Raw genomic sequence first — 16,770 nt, 5'->3', positions numbered from 1 at the left:
TTTACCCACCGAAAACGATTGCAATTTAGGTTTTTTACCTCGAGAAAAAGAAGAAGCATATGTCAAATAATGATTCTGCGAGTACCGCAACGCCACAAATGTTTGGCCATCCTAAAGGGTTATTTTATCTGTTTTTTGCTGAGCTATGGGAGCGTTTTAGCTTTTATGGCATGCGGGCGTTGCTGACGCTCTACATGGTCAATAAGTTGTTCGAAGCGTTTGCAGACAGAGATACCCGTTCGATTATTATTTATGCTTCCTACGGAAGTCTGGTCTATGCAAGTACCGTGCTTGGCGGTAGGGTGTCAGATGCTCTTTTAGGTAACAGAAAGTCGATTATTCTTGGCGGGATCATGATGTCAATCGGCCATTTCGTTTTGGCCATCGACAATCAGGTAACTTTTTTTGCTGGCCTTGCTTTAATCATCATCGGCACGGGATATTTCAAGTCAAACATCTCAACTTTTGTAGGCACGCTTTATGAAAAAAATGATCCCAGACAGGACGGCGGTTTTACCATCTTCTACATGGGGATCAATATCGGCGCCTTCACAGCGCCGCTGCTGTGTGCGTGGCTTGCAAGCGCCTATGGCTGGCACTACGGTTTTGGTGCGGCAGGCGTGGGGATGGTGTTAGGGCTTGTTACATTTGTCTATGGCTCCCGAAGCGGAGTGTTCGGTGATAAGGGATATCCCTTGCTACCAGAAAAACTAGAAAAAAAGTGGGCAGGGTTGAAGGTCGGTGTTTGGGTGCCTCTTTTGTCATTTGCTGCCGTTCCTGTGATCACACTAATGATCTCCGACTACACTATTTACACCATTGGGAACATTTTTGAAGGATCAATAGTAAGACTCTTCTTTTATCTTCTGTTGATTGTGATCATCGGGTACCTGGTTTGGGTAAGTATTAAGCTTCCAAAGGAGGAATGGCAGAAGCTGGTCGTGGCTGTTTTCCTCACCATGTTTATGTCTTTCTTTTGGGGTTTTCATGAATTATCGGGCAGCATTATTACATTGTTTGCCGCCAGAAATGTGAACCTGGTGTGGATGGATGCAGCCGGCACCAACTCACTGAATCCATTCTTTATAGTTGTGTTTTCAATGGTGATGCCGGTTGTGTGGATGTGGCTTTCGAAAAAAGGAAAGAACCCAAGAACGCCCTATAAATTTGCTATGGGGCTTGCCCAGCTGGGCGTCGGTTTTTTCATTATCAGCTTGAGCAAGAGTTTTGCGGATGACAATGGGTTCGTTCCCTTTATTTTTCTTGTAGTCATGTACCTGTTCATTTCTACAGGAGAACTCTTCATGTCGCCTGTTGGTCTTTCAAAAATAACCAGCCTTTCACCTCTCAAAATCAAGTCGTTTATGATGGGTGTTTGGTTCATGTCATCCGCTTTTGCGTTTCAGATCGGCGGGATTGTTGGAGAGTATCTTGCCATTGAATCGAGCCAGTCGGCCGATCAGGTAGGCGGTTGGGACACGCTTGATGTGTACCTCAACGGCTTCGAAAAGATCGCCTACGTGTCATTTGGCTTTGCGCTGCTGGTGGTGGTGCTGAGTCCCTGGCTGAAGAAATGGATGAAGGAAGTTCACTAGTGGTGAACCTGTTGCCGGGCATTGTCTTCAGCTTCTATTTTGTCGATGTATTTCTCTCTTACAGATGAGATAGTGACGAGAATTGGGAGGATAAAGAAAAAAAGAAGCACCCACATAAGGTATGCGTTGTCCTTCTCTGTGGTTACCTGCACGGGTTCTCCATACGAAATAAGTTCTGCCCAGTTGTGAGGGTGGGCCGACAGCTTGTCAGCGGTAGACAAGTACTCAAGTTTGGCATCCCTCAGCGCTTGAAGTGTGTTGTTTCCCAGAGACAGCTTTTTGAAAAAGCTGCCTATAATATTTTTGCTGTGCTCGTCGTGGGCTTCCCAGAGGCCTAAAACCACCGTGCCACTGCCGGCAGACAGGAAAGCTCTCACCATACTAATAACCGCCTCTCCGTGCGGTATCAGCCCCATGCCTGTCTCTGTCGAAGTTAATACAATGACATTGCCTGATAGGTCAAGATTATAAATCTCGTGGCTATAAAGGTTTCGTTCGATATTAGTGGTTTTTCCCGGGTTGAATATTAGCTTGGGATAGTCAATCGCATCACCGTGAATCAACAGATAGAGAATTTCAAATCGGGGAGCTATTCTGATGAAGGCATCTTTTGTTGCCTGCTCACCCCGAAACGTCAAGCCCTCAAAATAGAGCCTGGAGTTTTTGATTTCCTGCATGATGTAGCTGGAGGTTGTGTCGCTGGTGTTGTACCTGCTTTTCAATGCAAATGAGGTCAATTGGGAATTGTGTTTTGGCAATACCGGAGGGTGATCGAGAAGCATTTCAGCCGAAGTAATATACGAGATCGAGGTATATTTGACGAGATAGGGCAAAGTGTTATAGCCTGTTGGATTGGAAGGTACTTCTACTAGCAGCGTCTCGAAGGGGATCAATTTAATGAGCCCGTCAGGAGCCAAAACAATCGTTTTTTCGCTTGGTAGGTTTGGAAGCAATGGTGCTACGATCTCATTATACAGAATGTTCGAGCTTTCAATAAAGTCAACCATTTCATCCTGGGAAAATTCGGATGGTGTGATCCAAAAATGCGACAGGAATCGTTGTATTTTGGCTTCAAACTCAGGATTTACTTCATTTTCAATGAACATGCTGGATGAGTCACTTACGCTGAGTCCATACACGTGACGAACTCCATAAAAATATTCGATTAGGTGAATGTTAGAATGGTTGTGGAAGTCCATGAAGGTAACATCATCGAACAGTGAATACTCTGTGCTACTGTTCTTCATATAATTTTGCGCTTTTGCCCTCCAACTCACCATTTTGCCAAAGCTTTCAATCAATAAATCCTCTCTGGTTACTCTTTCAACGTCGTTGATGGCGAGCTCCAGTTCGTCAATACGATCCAATATTTCTTGGTTGAGATCGGCGAAAGTTGACTCCAGTGAATCGGGAAGTCCTGCTTTGTTGAGGAACATAGCCTCCGCAGCTTCTTTTCGAATGCGTATGAGCTTGTCATTTTCTATGAGCTGCAACGCTTTTGTCCAGTATAATTTCTCTCTGGTTCGCTCGTAGAGCTGATACGACGCACCAAGTGCATATTCAGTCAAGAGATGAAAGCTAGCTATTCTGTCCAGAACTACCTGCTCATCAGGGAGGCCGTAGGGTGAGTTGTATCTCGTATATTCCAGTGTCGCTTCCAGCATGCTCAAGCCATTGGTCAGTCTTTCTGTCGAAACATACTCCTCACTCACGATGGCAATGGCAATTTTTTCCATAGCAGCCATAATTCGTGGTAGTAAATGTGCTGGTATTTGTGCTTCGCTTACTTTTTCAGCCAAATTGTCAATGGTAAGACCTCCATCAATTGTTTTCAAACTTCGGGTGTAAAAGTGGAAAGCCGAATCGGGCAAATTGGCGGCGAAAAAGTAGTCGGCCCTGGCTATAAGTGCTTTGAAAACTTCCGGACTTGAAGGCGCAGAATTTGCTATATGATATTTGAGGTACGCAGAGCTAAGCTTGTTAGCCTGTAATAGGTCTCCTTGCTTGAGGTAAAGAGCGGCAAGCCTGTATTGCGTTTCCAGTCTGGTATTGATGTCGTCTGATGACGTTAGCGAGCTTAAGCGTTCTTCTATCAAAATTGCCGAATCGAACGAGTGTGTAGCCTCATAGGCCATCGACAGAGTGGGGTAGTAGTAGGTCTTATTGTAAGTTTGATCTTCGGGGCTATAGGTTTTACGGAGATCAATAGCCCGGGTTAGGTGCTTGATGGCATCTTCAGGTTCGTTCAACCCAATATAGAGGGTCGCCATCAGGAAATTCAGATTGGCAATAAAATCATAATGTACAGACGCTTCCAACGAGTCCATTAGATGAAGGGCTTCCTGACTGTAATCAATGGCCTTTTCTTTTTCATTCAATTCATTGGCAGTCTCCGCCATTGCAAAGCTCGTACGAGCTTCAATGATTGGCATGTTAACTTTACCTTCTTCCGATAGGGAGACGGCTTTGTTGTAGTAATAGACAGCCGCTAAGTCGTTGTTGACGGTGTTTCTGTAAAAATTGCCAAGCTCAACCCAGCTGAGGAATTTGAGCTTGTTGTCATTTATCTCTTCTGCTAAAAATGCAGCATTCCTAAAGCTTTGCAGCGCAGAGTCTTTTTGGTTGGAGTCACTGTAATACCTTCCCCAAAAGAGCAAGTTTTCACTTCTGAGGTTTTTATGTTCTGTGTTGGAGGGAAGTTGCGCCCTGGCCTCCGTTAACCGGTCTTTGCTTTTAGTTTTTAAGTCAAGTTCCCTATACAAGTCTGCACTCTCGTTAAGCGCTCTCAGCCGATTTATATGGCTGCTGGTGAAGTCGGTCAACACAAATTCCCAATACTCCAGCGCCAGCTCAAACTGATTCATCTGCTTCAGCGAATCTGCTTTCAGCATCTGAATTTCTATTTCAGTTAGTATTTCGGTGGTGTCCTTTTCTGGGTCGTTGGCAGCCTCTGCCTGAAAGCAGGTAAATGCTATTGCAATGAGGGTGATTAGCTTGGCTCTCATAAGAAGAATTCAGGTAGAAAGGTAGCCAGAATAGCGAAGGTGAGCAAGTAAGACTAGTTCTAAATCAGGTATTGCAGCAAGCAGGAGGTTTGCCCCCTGACTGGATACTGAATAAGTGCCGTTTCGGGTCGGACTACTCTTCTTTGCGAACTGTAACTGTGCTTGTTGTCTGTTGATAGGCGCCAAACACCCCGTAGCCATTCTTAACGTTGTTGTAGACAGGCACTGGCTCGGCGAAGGGGTCTCCGTCCAATGATCGTTGAAGATTGGCCGTTTGCTTGTACTTGAACATAGAATAGGATATCTCCCGCACGGCAACCAAAACTTCCACTTCATCAACTGTCTCATTCCAAAACGGGTAGATATAGGTGTTGAAATTGATTTTAACTGTTTTGCCGTCTACAACATCATCGGAAAAAGTCCAGAATCGATCCGAGTAATATTGCTCAACCGTGAAGATTCCATCTTCGCTATCAATAGGGTATTGAATCATCACAGTATCAACAACAACATACTCTCCGGTATCTTCGTCCCGTTCATAACGCAACTCCGGTCCGTACAAGCCGATTTCATAATAATTTTCGCCTTTTGGATCGTCGAATTCAATCGTCATGCTGTATTGCTGCTGGTTATACTCGTCATTAGCGTTTTTGGCGAATGTTACTTTGTTGAGATTCACATTTTGGCTGGGAACGACGTCAGTGGCAGTTACAGTTTTGTAGTTGGTTTTCGATGCTTCAATGGTATATGTGTGCCCCTTTAAAGGTCTTAATGTGCCCTTGTAGCCACCTTCGCTATTCTGCACGAGGGTTTCCACAAGAATCTCACCCTCATAGATATTGACAGTTGCTTCCGGTATTGCCGAAAACTGATTGTTGCTCAGGATATTTTGGCTAGCAGTAAGTTGCACCTGAAAAGTGCTGTCGGGGTTGATAGTGCTATGAACTGTGATGGAAGCGGGTTTAATAGGAATATCCACATCAACCACAACTTCACACGATATTGCACAAACTGCGAGTAGGACGAATAAATATCTCATAGTTTAGAATTCAAAGTTGTAACGAACAGATGGGATAATCGGGAACAAACTGTATTGCTTAAACTTTTTGTTGCCACTTCTATCGTAGCCAATGTCCATAAAGAAAGGGTTGGCACGGCTGTAGGCATTGTATGCACCAAAAGACCAGGTTTGCTGCCCCCACTTTTTTTTCTTTGTCTTACTTACACTCACATCGAGGCGGTGGTAAGCCCTCATTCTATAGTTATTCCGTGATGGGTAATACAGTAGCTCATCGTAGAAATAATAGGTTGGCCTACCAGGCCCGGCGTTATACGATTGCCCCTGACCTGCATACCTTTCTTCAGGTAAACTCACAGCATTGCCGGTGCCATACACCCAGGTAGCACTGAACTCAAAGTCGTCCCGAAGTTTATAAATACCAACGAGGCTCACGTCGTGGCGCCGGTCGTATTTGTAGGGGTAGGTTTTTCCAAAATTCAAGTCTGGGAAGGTTCTTTCCGTTCTTGAAAGCGTATAACCTATCCACCCGGAAAACCTTCCGGTCTTTTTCTGGATAAGCAATTCTGTACCATAACTCACTCCATTGCCTGTCGATACTTTGTCTTGCCAGTCTTTCTGAGGGTCCAGGTAGCTGGCACCTTCGCTGTACTCGATCAGGTTGGTCATGTCCTTGTAGTATGCCTCAATGCTCACCTCATAGGTTTTGGTGATGTTTTTGGCAACGCCTATAGCCACCTGGGAGGAGTATTGAGGCTTGATGTTTTTGGTGGCAGGCACCCACAGATCTGTGGGCAGCCCTATGCTGCTGTTGGTGAGCAGGTGAATGAACTGCGCCATGGTGGCATAAGAAGCTTTAATGGCCAGGCCGTTGTTGAACAAATAACGGGCGTTGATCCGGGGTTGCGCTTTTTGGTACCAAATATTATTGACATTGAAGGCCGAAAAATGAACTCCCGCATTGACCCTGATCGCTTTGGAGATAGTCCAGTCATCTTCAAAATAGGTGGCCAGCTCAAGCCCTCTGGTTTTGCTGGAGCCCAGTGTGGTGTCTGCATCGTTCGAAGCAGTATAGGCCAGAATACCTGGGTTGAAGGTGTGATGGATGCCACTGGCCCCTGCTCTCAACTGATGGTCGATATGAGGGGTGAACTCAAAGTCTGTTTTAAGGGCCAGGTCTTGGATGCCCGAAAAATACCGGGTAGCACCGCTGTCTTCGGTAGTTTCGGTGGGGGTGGTTGTTTTGTTATAGTATTCCTGGAAGATGTCGAACTGGTACTTGCTGTAGGTGGCCGTCACATTACTGAATATCTTGGGACTGAAAACATGGTTCCATCTGAAGGCCGAAGTGATATTGCCCCACTTGAGACCAAACTCATCTTTGTAGTCATACCTTGTGTTATCCGACACATAGAAGTCCTTACTCTTTGCATATGCTTTGTCGTCACCCGTGTAGGTACTGAGGTAAATCCTGTCCCGGTCAGAGAAGGTGTAATTGACCTTGGCGTTGAGGTCGTAAAAAAAGTAGCCGGCAGTTTCCCCTCCATCTGTTGTTGCTTTGATGAGTGGCCTTGCCAGAATGTCGATATAAGTTCTTCGGGCCGAAATGATGAACGAGGACTTTTCTTTTTTCAGCGGGCCTTCCAGCGTAAGCTTTGACGAAATAAGACCAATAGACCCGGTGCCTTTCAATTCCCTGTTGTTGCCCTCTTTCATTGAAATGTCAATCACCGAGGAAAGCCTGCCACCATATCTGGCAGGAAACCCACCTTTTATCACCTCTACATTATTGATAGCATCCGCATTAAAAACGGAGAAGAAACCGAAGAGGTGGGAGGCGTTGTAAACCGGCACTCCGTCGAGGAGGATGAGGTTTTGGTCAGGTCCGCCACCCCGCACATACAGGCCACTGCTGCCTTCGGAACCGGACTGAATGCCGGGCATGAGCTGCAATGCTTTAAAAATGTCGACCTCGCCAGCCAGGGCGGGAAGCGATTTGATCTGGTCTACGGGTATGCCGATTCTACTCATTTGCGGCATGTCGACGAGGTCTTCTTCGGCAGTCACCACTATCTCATCAAGCATGCTTTGTGGGATCAGCCGGATGGAGAGCTCCACATTGCCATTGAGATTGATGAGTGTGTCGATGGGCAAATAGCCGACGTATGAAAAAACCAGGTGAACTTCTGAGTAGGAGAGGGGTAATGTGTAATAGCCGAAATGATTGGTAGTGGTGCCCTTCAAGGTGCTTTTATCAAACACATTGGCACCGATTAGGCTTTCGCCTGTTTCACGGTCTCTTACATAGCCTGAAATAGTGTTCGATTGAGCAAAGGCGATACTTGTAACGCAAAAAAGGCTAAAAAGCAGCAGGTATCTCATGGTAAAAAAGTAGGTTGACGTTAGGTAACGTTGAAAAATGACACAAATTATACCAGATAAGTTGTGAAAACCTATGCCGTTGACGTTTTGACCAGCGGAAAAAAAGAAAGGCGCTGAAATTCAGCGCCTTTGCAAATATATGAAGGTTGATGAATGATTACATCATTCCGCCCATTCCTCCGCCACCTGGCATTGGAGGCATACCCTTCTCATCTTCTGGGTTTTCAGCTACTACAGCTTCGGTAGTAAGCAGAAGAGCAGCGATAGAAGCAGCATTTTCAAGGGCAAGGCGAGTTACCTTGGTTGGGTCAATTACGCCAGCCTTGAACATGTTTTCGAACGTGTCAGTGGCAGCATTGTAACCGAAGTCATTTTTGCCTTCTCTGATTTTCTGAACGATCACTGAACCTTCGCCACCAGCGTTTTCAACGATGGTTCTCAAAGGAGACTCCAAAGCTACACGAATGATGTTCACACCAATCGCCTGGTCTTCGTTGTCAGTTTTTAGTTTATCAAGAGATTCGATGGCACGGATAAGCGCAACACCACCACCAGCTACTACACCTTCCTGAACGGCGGCTCTTGTAGCGTGAAGAGCGTCATCTACTCTGTCTTTCTTCTCTTTCATTTCCACTTCAGTGGCAGCACCAATGTAAAGGATAGCTACACCACCAGAAAGCTTAGCAAGTCTTTCCTGAAGTTTCTCTTTGTCGTAGTCAGAAGTAGTAGCTTCAATCTGCGCCTTGATCTGGTTCACACGACCTTTGATGTCGGCAGCAGTACCAGCACCATTAACAATAGTAGTATTGTCTTTGTCAATGTTGATTTTTTCTGCTCTTCCAAGTGAGTCAAGTGTAGCGTTTTCAAGTTTGTAGCCTCTTTCTTCAGAGATTACGGTGCCACCAGTCAGGATAGCGATGTCTTCCAACATAGCTTTTCTACGGTCACCGAAGCCAGGAGCTTTTACAGCAGCCACTTTCAGTGCACCACGGATTTTGTTTACTACAAGCGTAGCCAATGCTTCGCCGTCTACATCTTCAGAGATGATCACAAGAGGCTTGCCTGTTTGAGCAGTTGCTTCAAGTACTGGAAGCAATTCCTTCATGCTGCTGATCTTCTTATCGTAGATCAGGATGTAAGGGTTCTCAAGGTCGGCTTCCATTTTCTCCGTGTTAGTCACGAAGTATGGAGAAAGGTAACCACGGTCAAACTGCATACCTTCCACAGTTCTTACTTCAGTTTCCGTTCCTTTTGCTTCTTCAACAGTGATCACACCGTCTTTGCCTACTTTGTCCATTGCATCGGCAATCATTTTACCGATCTCAGCATCTCCGTTGGCAGAGATACCGGCAACCTGAGCGATTTCGCTAGAGTTGTTGATAGTTTTTGACTGGCCTCTAAGGTGGGCAACAACCGCAGATACTGCTTTGTCGATGCCACGCTTAAGATCCATTGGGTTAGCACCAGCTGCTACGTTTTTGATACCTACTGTGAATATCGCCTGTGTAAGAACAGTCGCAGTTGTAGTACCGTCACCAGCAGCGTCAGCAGTTTTGGAAGCCACTTCCTTCACCAACTGAGCACCCATGTTTTCGATAGGGTCTTTCAATTCGATTTCTTTGGCTACTGACACACCGTCTTTCGTTACAGTAGGAGCACCAAATTTCTTGTCAAGAATGACGTTCCGACCTTTAGGTCCAAGCGTTACCTTCACTGCATTTGCAAGTGTGTCAACGCCCTTCTTCAGTTTGTTTCTTGCGTCGGTATTAAAGAAAATTTCCTTTGCCATAGTTTTCTGTGTTTTTACTCTTTACAGATAATTTTTTGTTGTCTAATTAGATAATGCCAAAAATGTCAGACTCTCTCATGATAAGGTAGTCTTTGCCATCGATGGCGATCTCAGTGCCAGAGTATTTGCCATATAGTACCTGATCACCAACTTTCACGTTGATAGGCTCATCTTTCTTGCCAGTGCCAATAGCCACGATCTGACCTTTTTGTGGCTTTTCTTTAGCAGTGTCGGGAATGATGATACCAGAAGCTGTTTTTTCTTCTGCAGGTGCTGGCTCCACCAGCACTCTGTCTGCTAATGGTTTGAAATTTACTTTTGACATATTGGTTTTGAATTTTAGTGGTTATTTAAATTCTATGTACCACCGCTTGCACATCTTGTGCCACTCACGATTTGCCTGCCAAGTCATGCCAATTTGCACCATTTTGGCCGTCAACTGTCAGTGTTGGTTTGAAAAGATGACAGTATGCCTGACAAATTTTCATTGCATGACATAATCCCGGTTGGCTATGTCAGCCACGAGGCGGAAAAGTTGGTTTCATTTCTGCAACTACTTGACTCGTTGCTTCAAGCTTTTTATATTTTGATGTGTGATAAAAAAATCAACGAATATGGAACAATTGAAAGTGGATTGGTTAACCGATGGATTGATTGATTTTGAGTACAAGAAGTACGTGCTTTTGGCGTATCTCAAAAACGTAAAGGCACATTTCGATGACAAAAAGCTCTATCCATTTATGTCAGACATGGTTTTTCACTATCAAAACCTAATGACCATAAAGAGCAACAAGTCATTACTGTATGAGAACTTCCCTAAATCCATCTCCAAAGCTGATTTTAGCAAGCTGAAGCTTACCTATCAAAAGCTGGTGGAGGACGACGATCTGATGCTTGAAATAGAGAGCATTGTGGAGTTTGCAATGCCAAAGTTTCAAAATGCGCTGGAGGTTGGGAAGGAAATTTATGAGTTTGTGGAGAACAACCTGGAGTTTGTGCCAGTGGGTGTTACGCCGATTTACACCAACGAAGGCTATTTGTTTTTAAGCCAGGATGTGAGCAGCGACGTGAATATATACCAGTATCAGCTCACTTTCTTTGAACAGTCGAATGAAAAGTTTAGGGGAATCAATACTCATTTCCTGAAGAGAGAAGAAAGAACTCTTTCAAATACCTTCGAACACATCAAGCTCAAGCTGGTGAAGAAGTTTGCCAACTTGCCCAATCCGGCCACTTACGCCATCGTCAGCAAACAATTCTTCCCGCTGCCGGAAACACTACTTCCGATAGCCAAAAGACTACTTGTGCGAAATATCAGCATCTCTTAAAAAAGAAAGCCCAGCCAACGCAAGTCGACTGGGCTTCTATTTTTTTTTGTTTTTTTTACTGCTGGGTAGTGTCAGTGTCCAGGTTCAAAGGAAGAGCCTCTTCCTCAGCGCCACCATCCGTTGGCATACCAGGTATGATCGTTTTCTCCTGTGCCCTGTTAATGTTTGGACTATTTACTCCAGAATCTCTGGCCGTTGTGTCAAGGAAAAAGTTGGTAGATAGGCTCAAAACCATAATAGCTATAGCCAGTCCCCATGTTGCTTTTTCAAGAATGTCACCAGTCTTCTTCACACCCATTACCTGGCTGGCGCCTGCTCCGCCAAACTGACTGGAAAGACCACCACCTTTTGAATTTTGTGCCAATACTACTAATACAAGCAATAGTGCTGCGAGTATTGTTAAACCTATTATTACTGCTAACATGAAGGGTTATTTTTGTAAATCTGCAATACGAGCCGCAAAGTACGCCTTTTTCTCAGGAATTTTCAAAATTAATTTCTCATAAACCTCAACGGCTCTTTCATTTTTCCCTTGCTTCATGAGAATGAGCGCCAGGTTTTCCGTTACCAACTCGTCTTTCAGCTTCTGTGAAGGCTCCGAGAGGTCTTTCGCATCTACCTTCTGGCTTTCCTGTGTTTGTGGCTTGATCGATGGGTTGGTCTTTATGAAAGCGTCAATGATGCTTGCCTGATCGTTTTTTTTTATTGGATTAGCAACCGCATCGGCCGTTGCTGTTTTTGAATTTGATGAGCCAGCTGCCTTAGTCTTAGCAGCTCCCGTTGGTTTTTGCTTTGCCTGCCCTGATGTGGCAGTTTTAGCTATTTTTTTTTTGGCAGCCGAAGCGTCCCTGGCGGAAGTTTTAACCGTTTTTTTTTGATTGGGTTTAGGTTTCGCCTGATTGCTGGTTGCTTTTTTTACTGCTTTGGCCTGGGCCTCTTCAAACTCTGCATCTTCAAGCTTTCTTTCCACTTCAAGGTAGTGCGACTTGGTCTTTTTTAATGCTTCGAGGTTGGCAAACACTTGCTTCAGAAGATCATCGTGTTCGGAGTCGCTTAGGTGCTCATGTGAACTGTAGTCGGTGTCGGATGGTGCAGGGTCTGGCTCGAAAGGCGGTTCCTCAACTTCCTCTTTTTGTGTTGCTGTTGGCGCTGCCTCTGGAGGAGCCTGCTGTGCTTCTGCGGCAGGCTCTTCAACTACTTCGGCAGGTGCCTCCTCCTGCGAAGCCTCGACCGGGGGAGACTCTACAACGGCGGTCTCCGGTTGGCTGATGTTGCCTGCAAGAAGCTCTTTCAGGTACATCCTGTCGGTTGCGTAGAGCGCAGCTTTTACAACGCTTTTTTGAGTGTTGGGAGATGATTGGCTCTTGTTACCAATCGCAACGAGGGTGTGGGCTCCCTGAAAATAGGGGTAGTCTGCAGCCATCTCCTCAATGTCTTTCAATTGACCGATCGTGATGGCTTTAGGATTGCGAATGATTTGCAGTACCTCTTTTTTGTTCACAGTAAATAGGTTTATGGCAATTGAAAGTTATGAAAAATTACCAATTAGCCACAGAACTATTAAATATATCGAGAACGATCTGGTCAAATATCTCTTCAACGAATGACTGCTCTTCGGATGAGAGGTTGGTGCTATTCTGGTCAAAATCCCTGTAGAAAGAGAAGTTTCTACTTTGGTAGTTGAAGGTTTCGTCTTTGGTGTTCGTGTAGGAAACTTTCACTGAAATTGTGATCCTGGTCAAGGCAGAGTAGCTCAGCCCGGACGTATTGTTGGCTTGCGGTGCAACCGGCGTTAATGTGTAATTTTCGATAGTGCCTTCAAACTGCAAATCTCCTTCGTCCTGCACGAGGGTAAGGCTTGTGTTCTTGGTGAAGTAATCTTTCAGCTTTTCGGTAAACAACACGCTCATGTTGGATGGCCCAAGTGGTGAGTTGTTGTAGAAGGTTTGGATGGACGCCGTTTTTACGTCAGGTGAAATGTTGGCACCGGTGAATGAATAGACACCACAGCCTGACAGACCACCAAGCAATAGCAGCAAACAGAGCCCGGCGCTATTCTTCAATCTCATACTGTTTGATCTTGCGGTAGAGTGTTCTTTCCGAAATGCCAAGGTCCTGTGCTGCATATTTTCTCTTATTGTTGTTTTTCAACAACGCCCGAATGATCATTTCCTTTTCTTTCTTCTCTAAAGAAAGTGACTCATTTTCTGTCTCCTCTGCCTCGTGGGTAATGTCTTCGATCCTGTTGGGGTCATACTTGCCCGAATGGCCCGAAGAAGATTGAGATGGTTGGATAAGATAGGGAGTAGAGGGCTCGTCGGTTATTTCCTCAACCTCCTGATCCATATCTTCGAATAGATTCTGATGATCTCTTAAGATGTCATTCTTGCTGCCTTCGCTGTCATCAAGTAACCTGAAAACAAGTTTTTTGAGCTCCGACATGTCTTTCTTCATGTCGAAAAGCACTTTGTAGAGGATGTCTCTTTCGGAAAATGAGCTTTCGCCATTCACCTGCGACCTCAACAATGCTGGCAGCCTCGACTCGTTTTGCGGCAGATAAGTGGCCAGCCTTTCTGCGGTCACTTCCCGCTCCATTTCCAGCACCGACATTTGCTCTACCAGGTTTTTGAGCTGCCTGATGTTGCCGGGAAACCTGAATTTGAGCAGAACGATTTTAGCCTCTGGGGTTAACTTAATAGGGGTGACCCTGTACTTTTCGGAGAAATCAGCAGCAAACTTTCTGAAAAGCAGGTCGACGTCTTCGCCTCGCTCTCTAAGCGCTGGCACGTAAATCGGGACGGTGTTTAGTCTGTAGTACAGGTCTTCCCTGAATTTTTTGTTTTCTACGGCTTCAAGCAGGTTAACGTTGGTGGCCGCTATCACCCGCACATCGCCTTTTTGGACTTTTGACGAGCCTACCTTAATGAATTCTCCGTATTCCAGCACCCGGAGGAGTCGGGCTTGCGTGCTCATGGGCATTTCACCGATTTCATCAAGAAATATCGTTCCGCCGTTGGTTACTTCGAAATACCCCTTTCTTGCTTCGTGCGCACCAGTGAATGAGCCTTTTTCGTGCCCAAAAAGCTCAGAGTCGATGGTGCCTTCCGGAATGGCGCCGCAGTTAATGGCGATGAACTGGCCGTGCTTGCGGTGGCTGAGCGAATGAATGATTTTCGAGAACGACTCCTTGCCGCTGCCGCTTTCGCCGGTGATGAGCACACTCATGTCGGTGGGGGCCACCTGCGAGGCTACCTGAATGGCATGATTGAGCGAAGGGCTACTGCCAACGATACCAAACCTCTGTTTTATACTTTGAATTTCCTCGTCTCTCACTGCCATCAACGTCTGTGAACAAAAATAAAAGTGTGATTACTTAATTGCCTCGCCAAGAAGTGTTCCGCCTGTGCATTCTTTTACGAGCACATCTACATACTGTCCTTTTTTGAAATGCTCCTTTGGAAAAACGATCACTTTGTTGGCTGAATTGCGACCCTGAAGGTGTAAATCAGACTTTTTGGAAGCTCCTTCAATCAGTACAGTGTGTACTTTGTTCAACTCCCGCCGATTTCTTTCCAGTGCATGGAGCCTTTGTTTATCGATGATCTCCTGTAGTCTGCGTTTCTTCGCTTCCAGAGGTATGTCGTCTACATACTTTTTTGCTGCCAATGTGCCAGGCCGCTCTGAATAGTAAAACATGTAGGCAAAGTCGTAGGTCACGTAGTCCATCAACGACAGTGTATCCTGATGTTCTTCCTCGGTTTCGTGGCAAAAGCCTGCAATCATGTCAGACGAAATGCCACAGTCTTCACCAAGTATCCGGCGAATGGCATCGACCCGGTTGATATACCACTCACGGTCGTAGGTACGGTTCATCCGGTTGAGCACAGCTGAATTTCCGCTTTGAACTGGTAGGTGAATGTATTTACAGATGTTGTCATACTTTTTCATTGTGTGCAACACCTCGTCGGTAATGTCCTTTGGGTGAGAGGTAGAAAACCTGATCCTCAAATCAGGATGTACCTCTGCTACCATTTCGAGCAGGTGAGCAAAGTTGACAACGTCTTCAATTCCCTCTTTCTCAAGTCTCGCTTTGTTGTTTTCAAGGTGCGACCATTTGTAGGAATCTACATTTTGGCCCAGCAGCGTCACTTCCCTGTAGCCATCGCTGAACAGTTGGGCCGCTTCGGCCACTATGGAATAGGGATCACGGCTGCGCTCTCTGCCACGGGTGAACGGCACCACACAGAATGAGCACATGTTGTCGCAGCCCCTCATGATGGAGATGAAGGCCGTTACACCGTTGGAATTGAGCCTGACCGGACTGATGTCAGCATAGGTTTCTTCTCTCGAAAGAAATGTGTTAACGCCTTTTTCGCCTTCTTCAGCCTGCCCCACCAGCAGCGGAAGGTCTCTGTAGGCATCCGGGCCCACTACCAGATCCACGATCTTTTCTTCCTCCAGTAACTTTGACTTTAGTCGCTCAGCCATACAGCCCAACACCCCAATGAGCACTTCCGGCTTGCGTTTTTTTACCGTTTGAAACTGACCAAGGCGGTGTCTGACAGTTTGCTCCGCCTTTTCTCTGATAGAGCATGTATTTAGCAAAATGAGGTCAGCATCCTCATAAGAAGAAGTGGTGTCAAAGCCGTCCTTTTTTAGAATAGAAGTCACTATTTCACTATCCGAGAAGTTCATCTGACAGCCATATGACTCGATGTACATTTTCCTGGCAGTGGGGTTGTTCGACTCCTTTGATATTTTGACAGTCTCACAGGCGGCTGCCTCCGGAGAGATGATATCTATGTCGTTAATTATTTGATCCATATGCTTTAAACACAAACTGGGAGCGCAAAAGCAGCACCTCATTCAATAAGTGTGCAAAGTTAACAATTGGGCATGAAAATGACAGAATGGCAGTAAAATAAAAAGGAGACAAAAAGCCTCCTTCTTATTTTGATACATCAAAAAGTTAAACCTACCTAAAACTCTGTTGCGCTTGCTTTGCTGACACCCACAGAGCAATTTCTTATTACTTATCGCCTATAATAGAATGGCGCTTGGTTGGTAAACTACCCGGGCGCAATTATGTTTGCGGTATTATATTATTTCTTGAGAAGAAAAAGTTCAGCTAAGTCATTCCTATGGCATTAATCAAGGCCGTAAAAGGCAAATACCCCAGTTTTGGAGTTAACTGCTGGTTTGCAGAGAATGCAACCATTGTGGGTGAAGTAGAAATGGGCAACAATTGCACGGTTTGGTTCAATGCGGTTGTGAGGGGTGATGTGAATGTCATTAAAATAGGTGACAATACGAATATCCAGGACGGTGCGGTGATTCACTGTACCTACGAGAAGTTTGCAACCACCATTGGCAGCAATGTATCGATTGGGCACAATGCCATTGTGCACGGTTGCACAATACACGACAATGTACTGGTGGGCATGGGAGCGATAGTGATGGATGGCGTGGTGGTAGAGTCGGAGGCTTTGATTGCCGCAGGGGCTGTGGTGCTTGAGGGAACAAGAGTGGAAAGTGGCTTTATTTACGCCGGTGTTCCCGCCAAGAAAGTAAAACCTGTAAGCGAAGAACTTCGTCAGATATTCACACGCACGGCTGGTAATTATATCAAGTATTCAGAATGGTTTAAATAGAG

Annotated in this window: 13 protein-coding genes; 3 read left to right on the top strand and 10 right to left on the bottom strand. The window is 45.5% G+C overall.

Features of this window, described 5'->3' with window-relative positions; translation table 11 throughout:
• Window positions 1-59 precede the first annotated feature (59 nt).
• The gene (locus RIG68_RS06460; RefSeq protein ID WP_350120088.1) at window positions 60-1,595 is read left to right on the top strand and encodes a peptide MFS transporter; all 1,536 of its coding nucleotides are present in this window, start codon (window positions 60-62) and stop codon (window positions 1,593-1,595) included.
• On the opposite strand, the gene RIG68_RS06455 is transcribed toward RIG68_RS06460, so the two are convergent.
• The 5 genes from RIG68_RS06455 to RIG68_RS06435 form a co-directional block, all read right to left on the bottom strand.
• The gene (locus RIG68_RS06455) at window positions 1,592-4,600 is read right to left on the bottom strand and encodes a CHAT domain-containing protein (RefSeq protein WP_350120085.1); all 3,009 of its coding nucleotides are present in this window, start codon (window positions 4,598-4,600) and stop codon (window positions 1,592-1,594) included. The genes RIG68_RS06460 and RIG68_RS06455 overlap by 4 nt on opposite strands.
• A gap of 133 nt (window positions 4,601-4,733) precedes the next feature.
• A complete protein-coding gene (locus RIG68_RS06450; protein WP_350120082.1) occupies window positions 4,734-5,639 on the bottom strand; it encodes a DUF4249 domain-containing protein in 906 nt (301 codons plus the stop codon).
• Window positions 5,640-5,642: 3 nt separating this feature from the next.
• On the bottom strand, window positions 5,643-8,000 hold the full coding sequence (locus RIG68_RS06445) for a TonB-dependent receptor (RefSeq protein WP_350120079.1): 2,358 nt from the start codon (window positions 7,998-8,000) through the stop codon (window positions 5,643-5,645).
• Between the two features lie 157 nt (window positions 8,001-8,157).
• Complete coding sequence (groL, locus tag RIG68_RS06440) at window positions 8,158-9,789, bottom strand: chaperonin GroEL (protein ID WP_350120076.1); 1,632 nt, start codon at window positions 9,787-9,789, stop codon at window positions 8,158-8,160.
• 46 nt (window positions 9,790-9,835) lie between these two features.
• On the bottom strand, window positions 9,836-10,114 hold the full coding sequence (locus RIG68_RS06435) for a co-chaperone GroES (RefSeq protein WP_151999945.1): 279 nt from the start codon (window positions 10,112-10,114) through the stop codon (window positions 9,836-9,838).
• Window positions 10,115-10,403: 289 nt separating this feature from the next.
• Here RIG68_RS06435 and RIG68_RS06430 point away from each other — a divergent pair, with 289 nt between their 5' ends.
• Complete coding sequence (locus RIG68_RS06430; RefSeq protein ID WP_350120073.1) at window positions 10,404-11,117, top strand: hypothetical protein; 714 nt, start codon at window positions 10,404-10,406, stop codon at window positions 11,115-11,117.
• A gap of 55 nt (window positions 11,118-11,172) precedes the next feature.
• Here RIG68_RS06430 and secG read toward each other — a convergent pair whose 3' ends face one another.
• From secG to miaB, 5 genes are read right to left on the bottom strand one after another with little or no spacing between them, the layout of a single operon-like run.
• Window positions 11,173-11,541: a preprotein translocase subunit SecG gene (gene secG / locus RIG68_RS06425; protein WP_151999947.1), complete on the bottom strand. Its 369-nt coding sequence runs from the start codon at window positions 11,539-11,541 to the stop codon at window positions 11,173-11,175.
• A gap of 6 nt (window positions 11,542-11,547) precedes the next feature.
• Window positions 11,548-12,618, bottom strand: a complete 1,071-nt coding sequence (locus RIG68_RS06420) for a DUF8458 domain-containing protein (RefSeq protein ID WP_350120070.1) — start codon at window positions 12,616-12,618, stop codon at window positions 11,548-11,550.
• Between the two features lie 37 nt (window positions 12,619-12,655).
• The gene (gene lptE / locus RIG68_RS06415) at window positions 12,656-13,186 is read right to left on the bottom strand and encodes an LPS assembly lipoprotein LptE (RefSeq protein ID WP_350069079.1); all 531 of its coding nucleotides are present in this window, start codon (window positions 13,184-13,186) and stop codon (window positions 12,656-12,658) included.
• Window positions 13,170-14,456: a sigma-54 interaction domain-containing protein gene (locus RIG68_RS06410; protein ID WP_151999950.1), complete on the bottom strand. Its 1,287-nt coding sequence runs from the start codon at window positions 14,454-14,456 to the stop codon at window positions 13,170-13,172. The genes lptE and RIG68_RS06410 overlap by 17 nt, the downstream gene beginning before the upstream one ends.
• Window positions 14,457-14,486: 30 nt before the next feature.
• Complete coding sequence (miaB, locus tag RIG68_RS06405) at window positions 14,487-15,941, bottom strand: tRNA (N6-isopentenyl adenosine(37)-C2)-methylthiotransferase MiaB (RefSeq protein ID WP_350120067.1); 1,455 nt, start codon at window positions 15,939-15,941, stop codon at window positions 14,487-14,489.
• Window positions 15,942-16,258: 317 nt separating this feature from the next.
• Here miaB and RIG68_RS06400 point away from each other — a divergent pair, with 317 nt between their 5' ends.
• Window positions 16,259-16,768 carry a gamma carbonic anhydrase family protein gene (locus RIG68_RS06400; protein ID WP_350120064.1) on the top strand — a complete coding sequence of 170 codons (510 nt, stop codon included), beginning with the start codon at window positions 16,259-16,261 and terminating at the stop codon, window positions 16,766-16,768.
• The last annotated feature ends 2 nt before the right edge of the window (window positions 16,769-16,770 follow it).

This window comes from Imperialibacter sp. (assembly GCF_040222385.1).
Lineage (GTDB): Bacteria > Bacteroidota > Bacteroidia > Cytophagales > Cyclobacteriaceae > Imperialibacter.
Note: the sequence above shows the minus strand (reverse complement) of the source record. Positions and strands in the feature narration are given on the sequence as shown.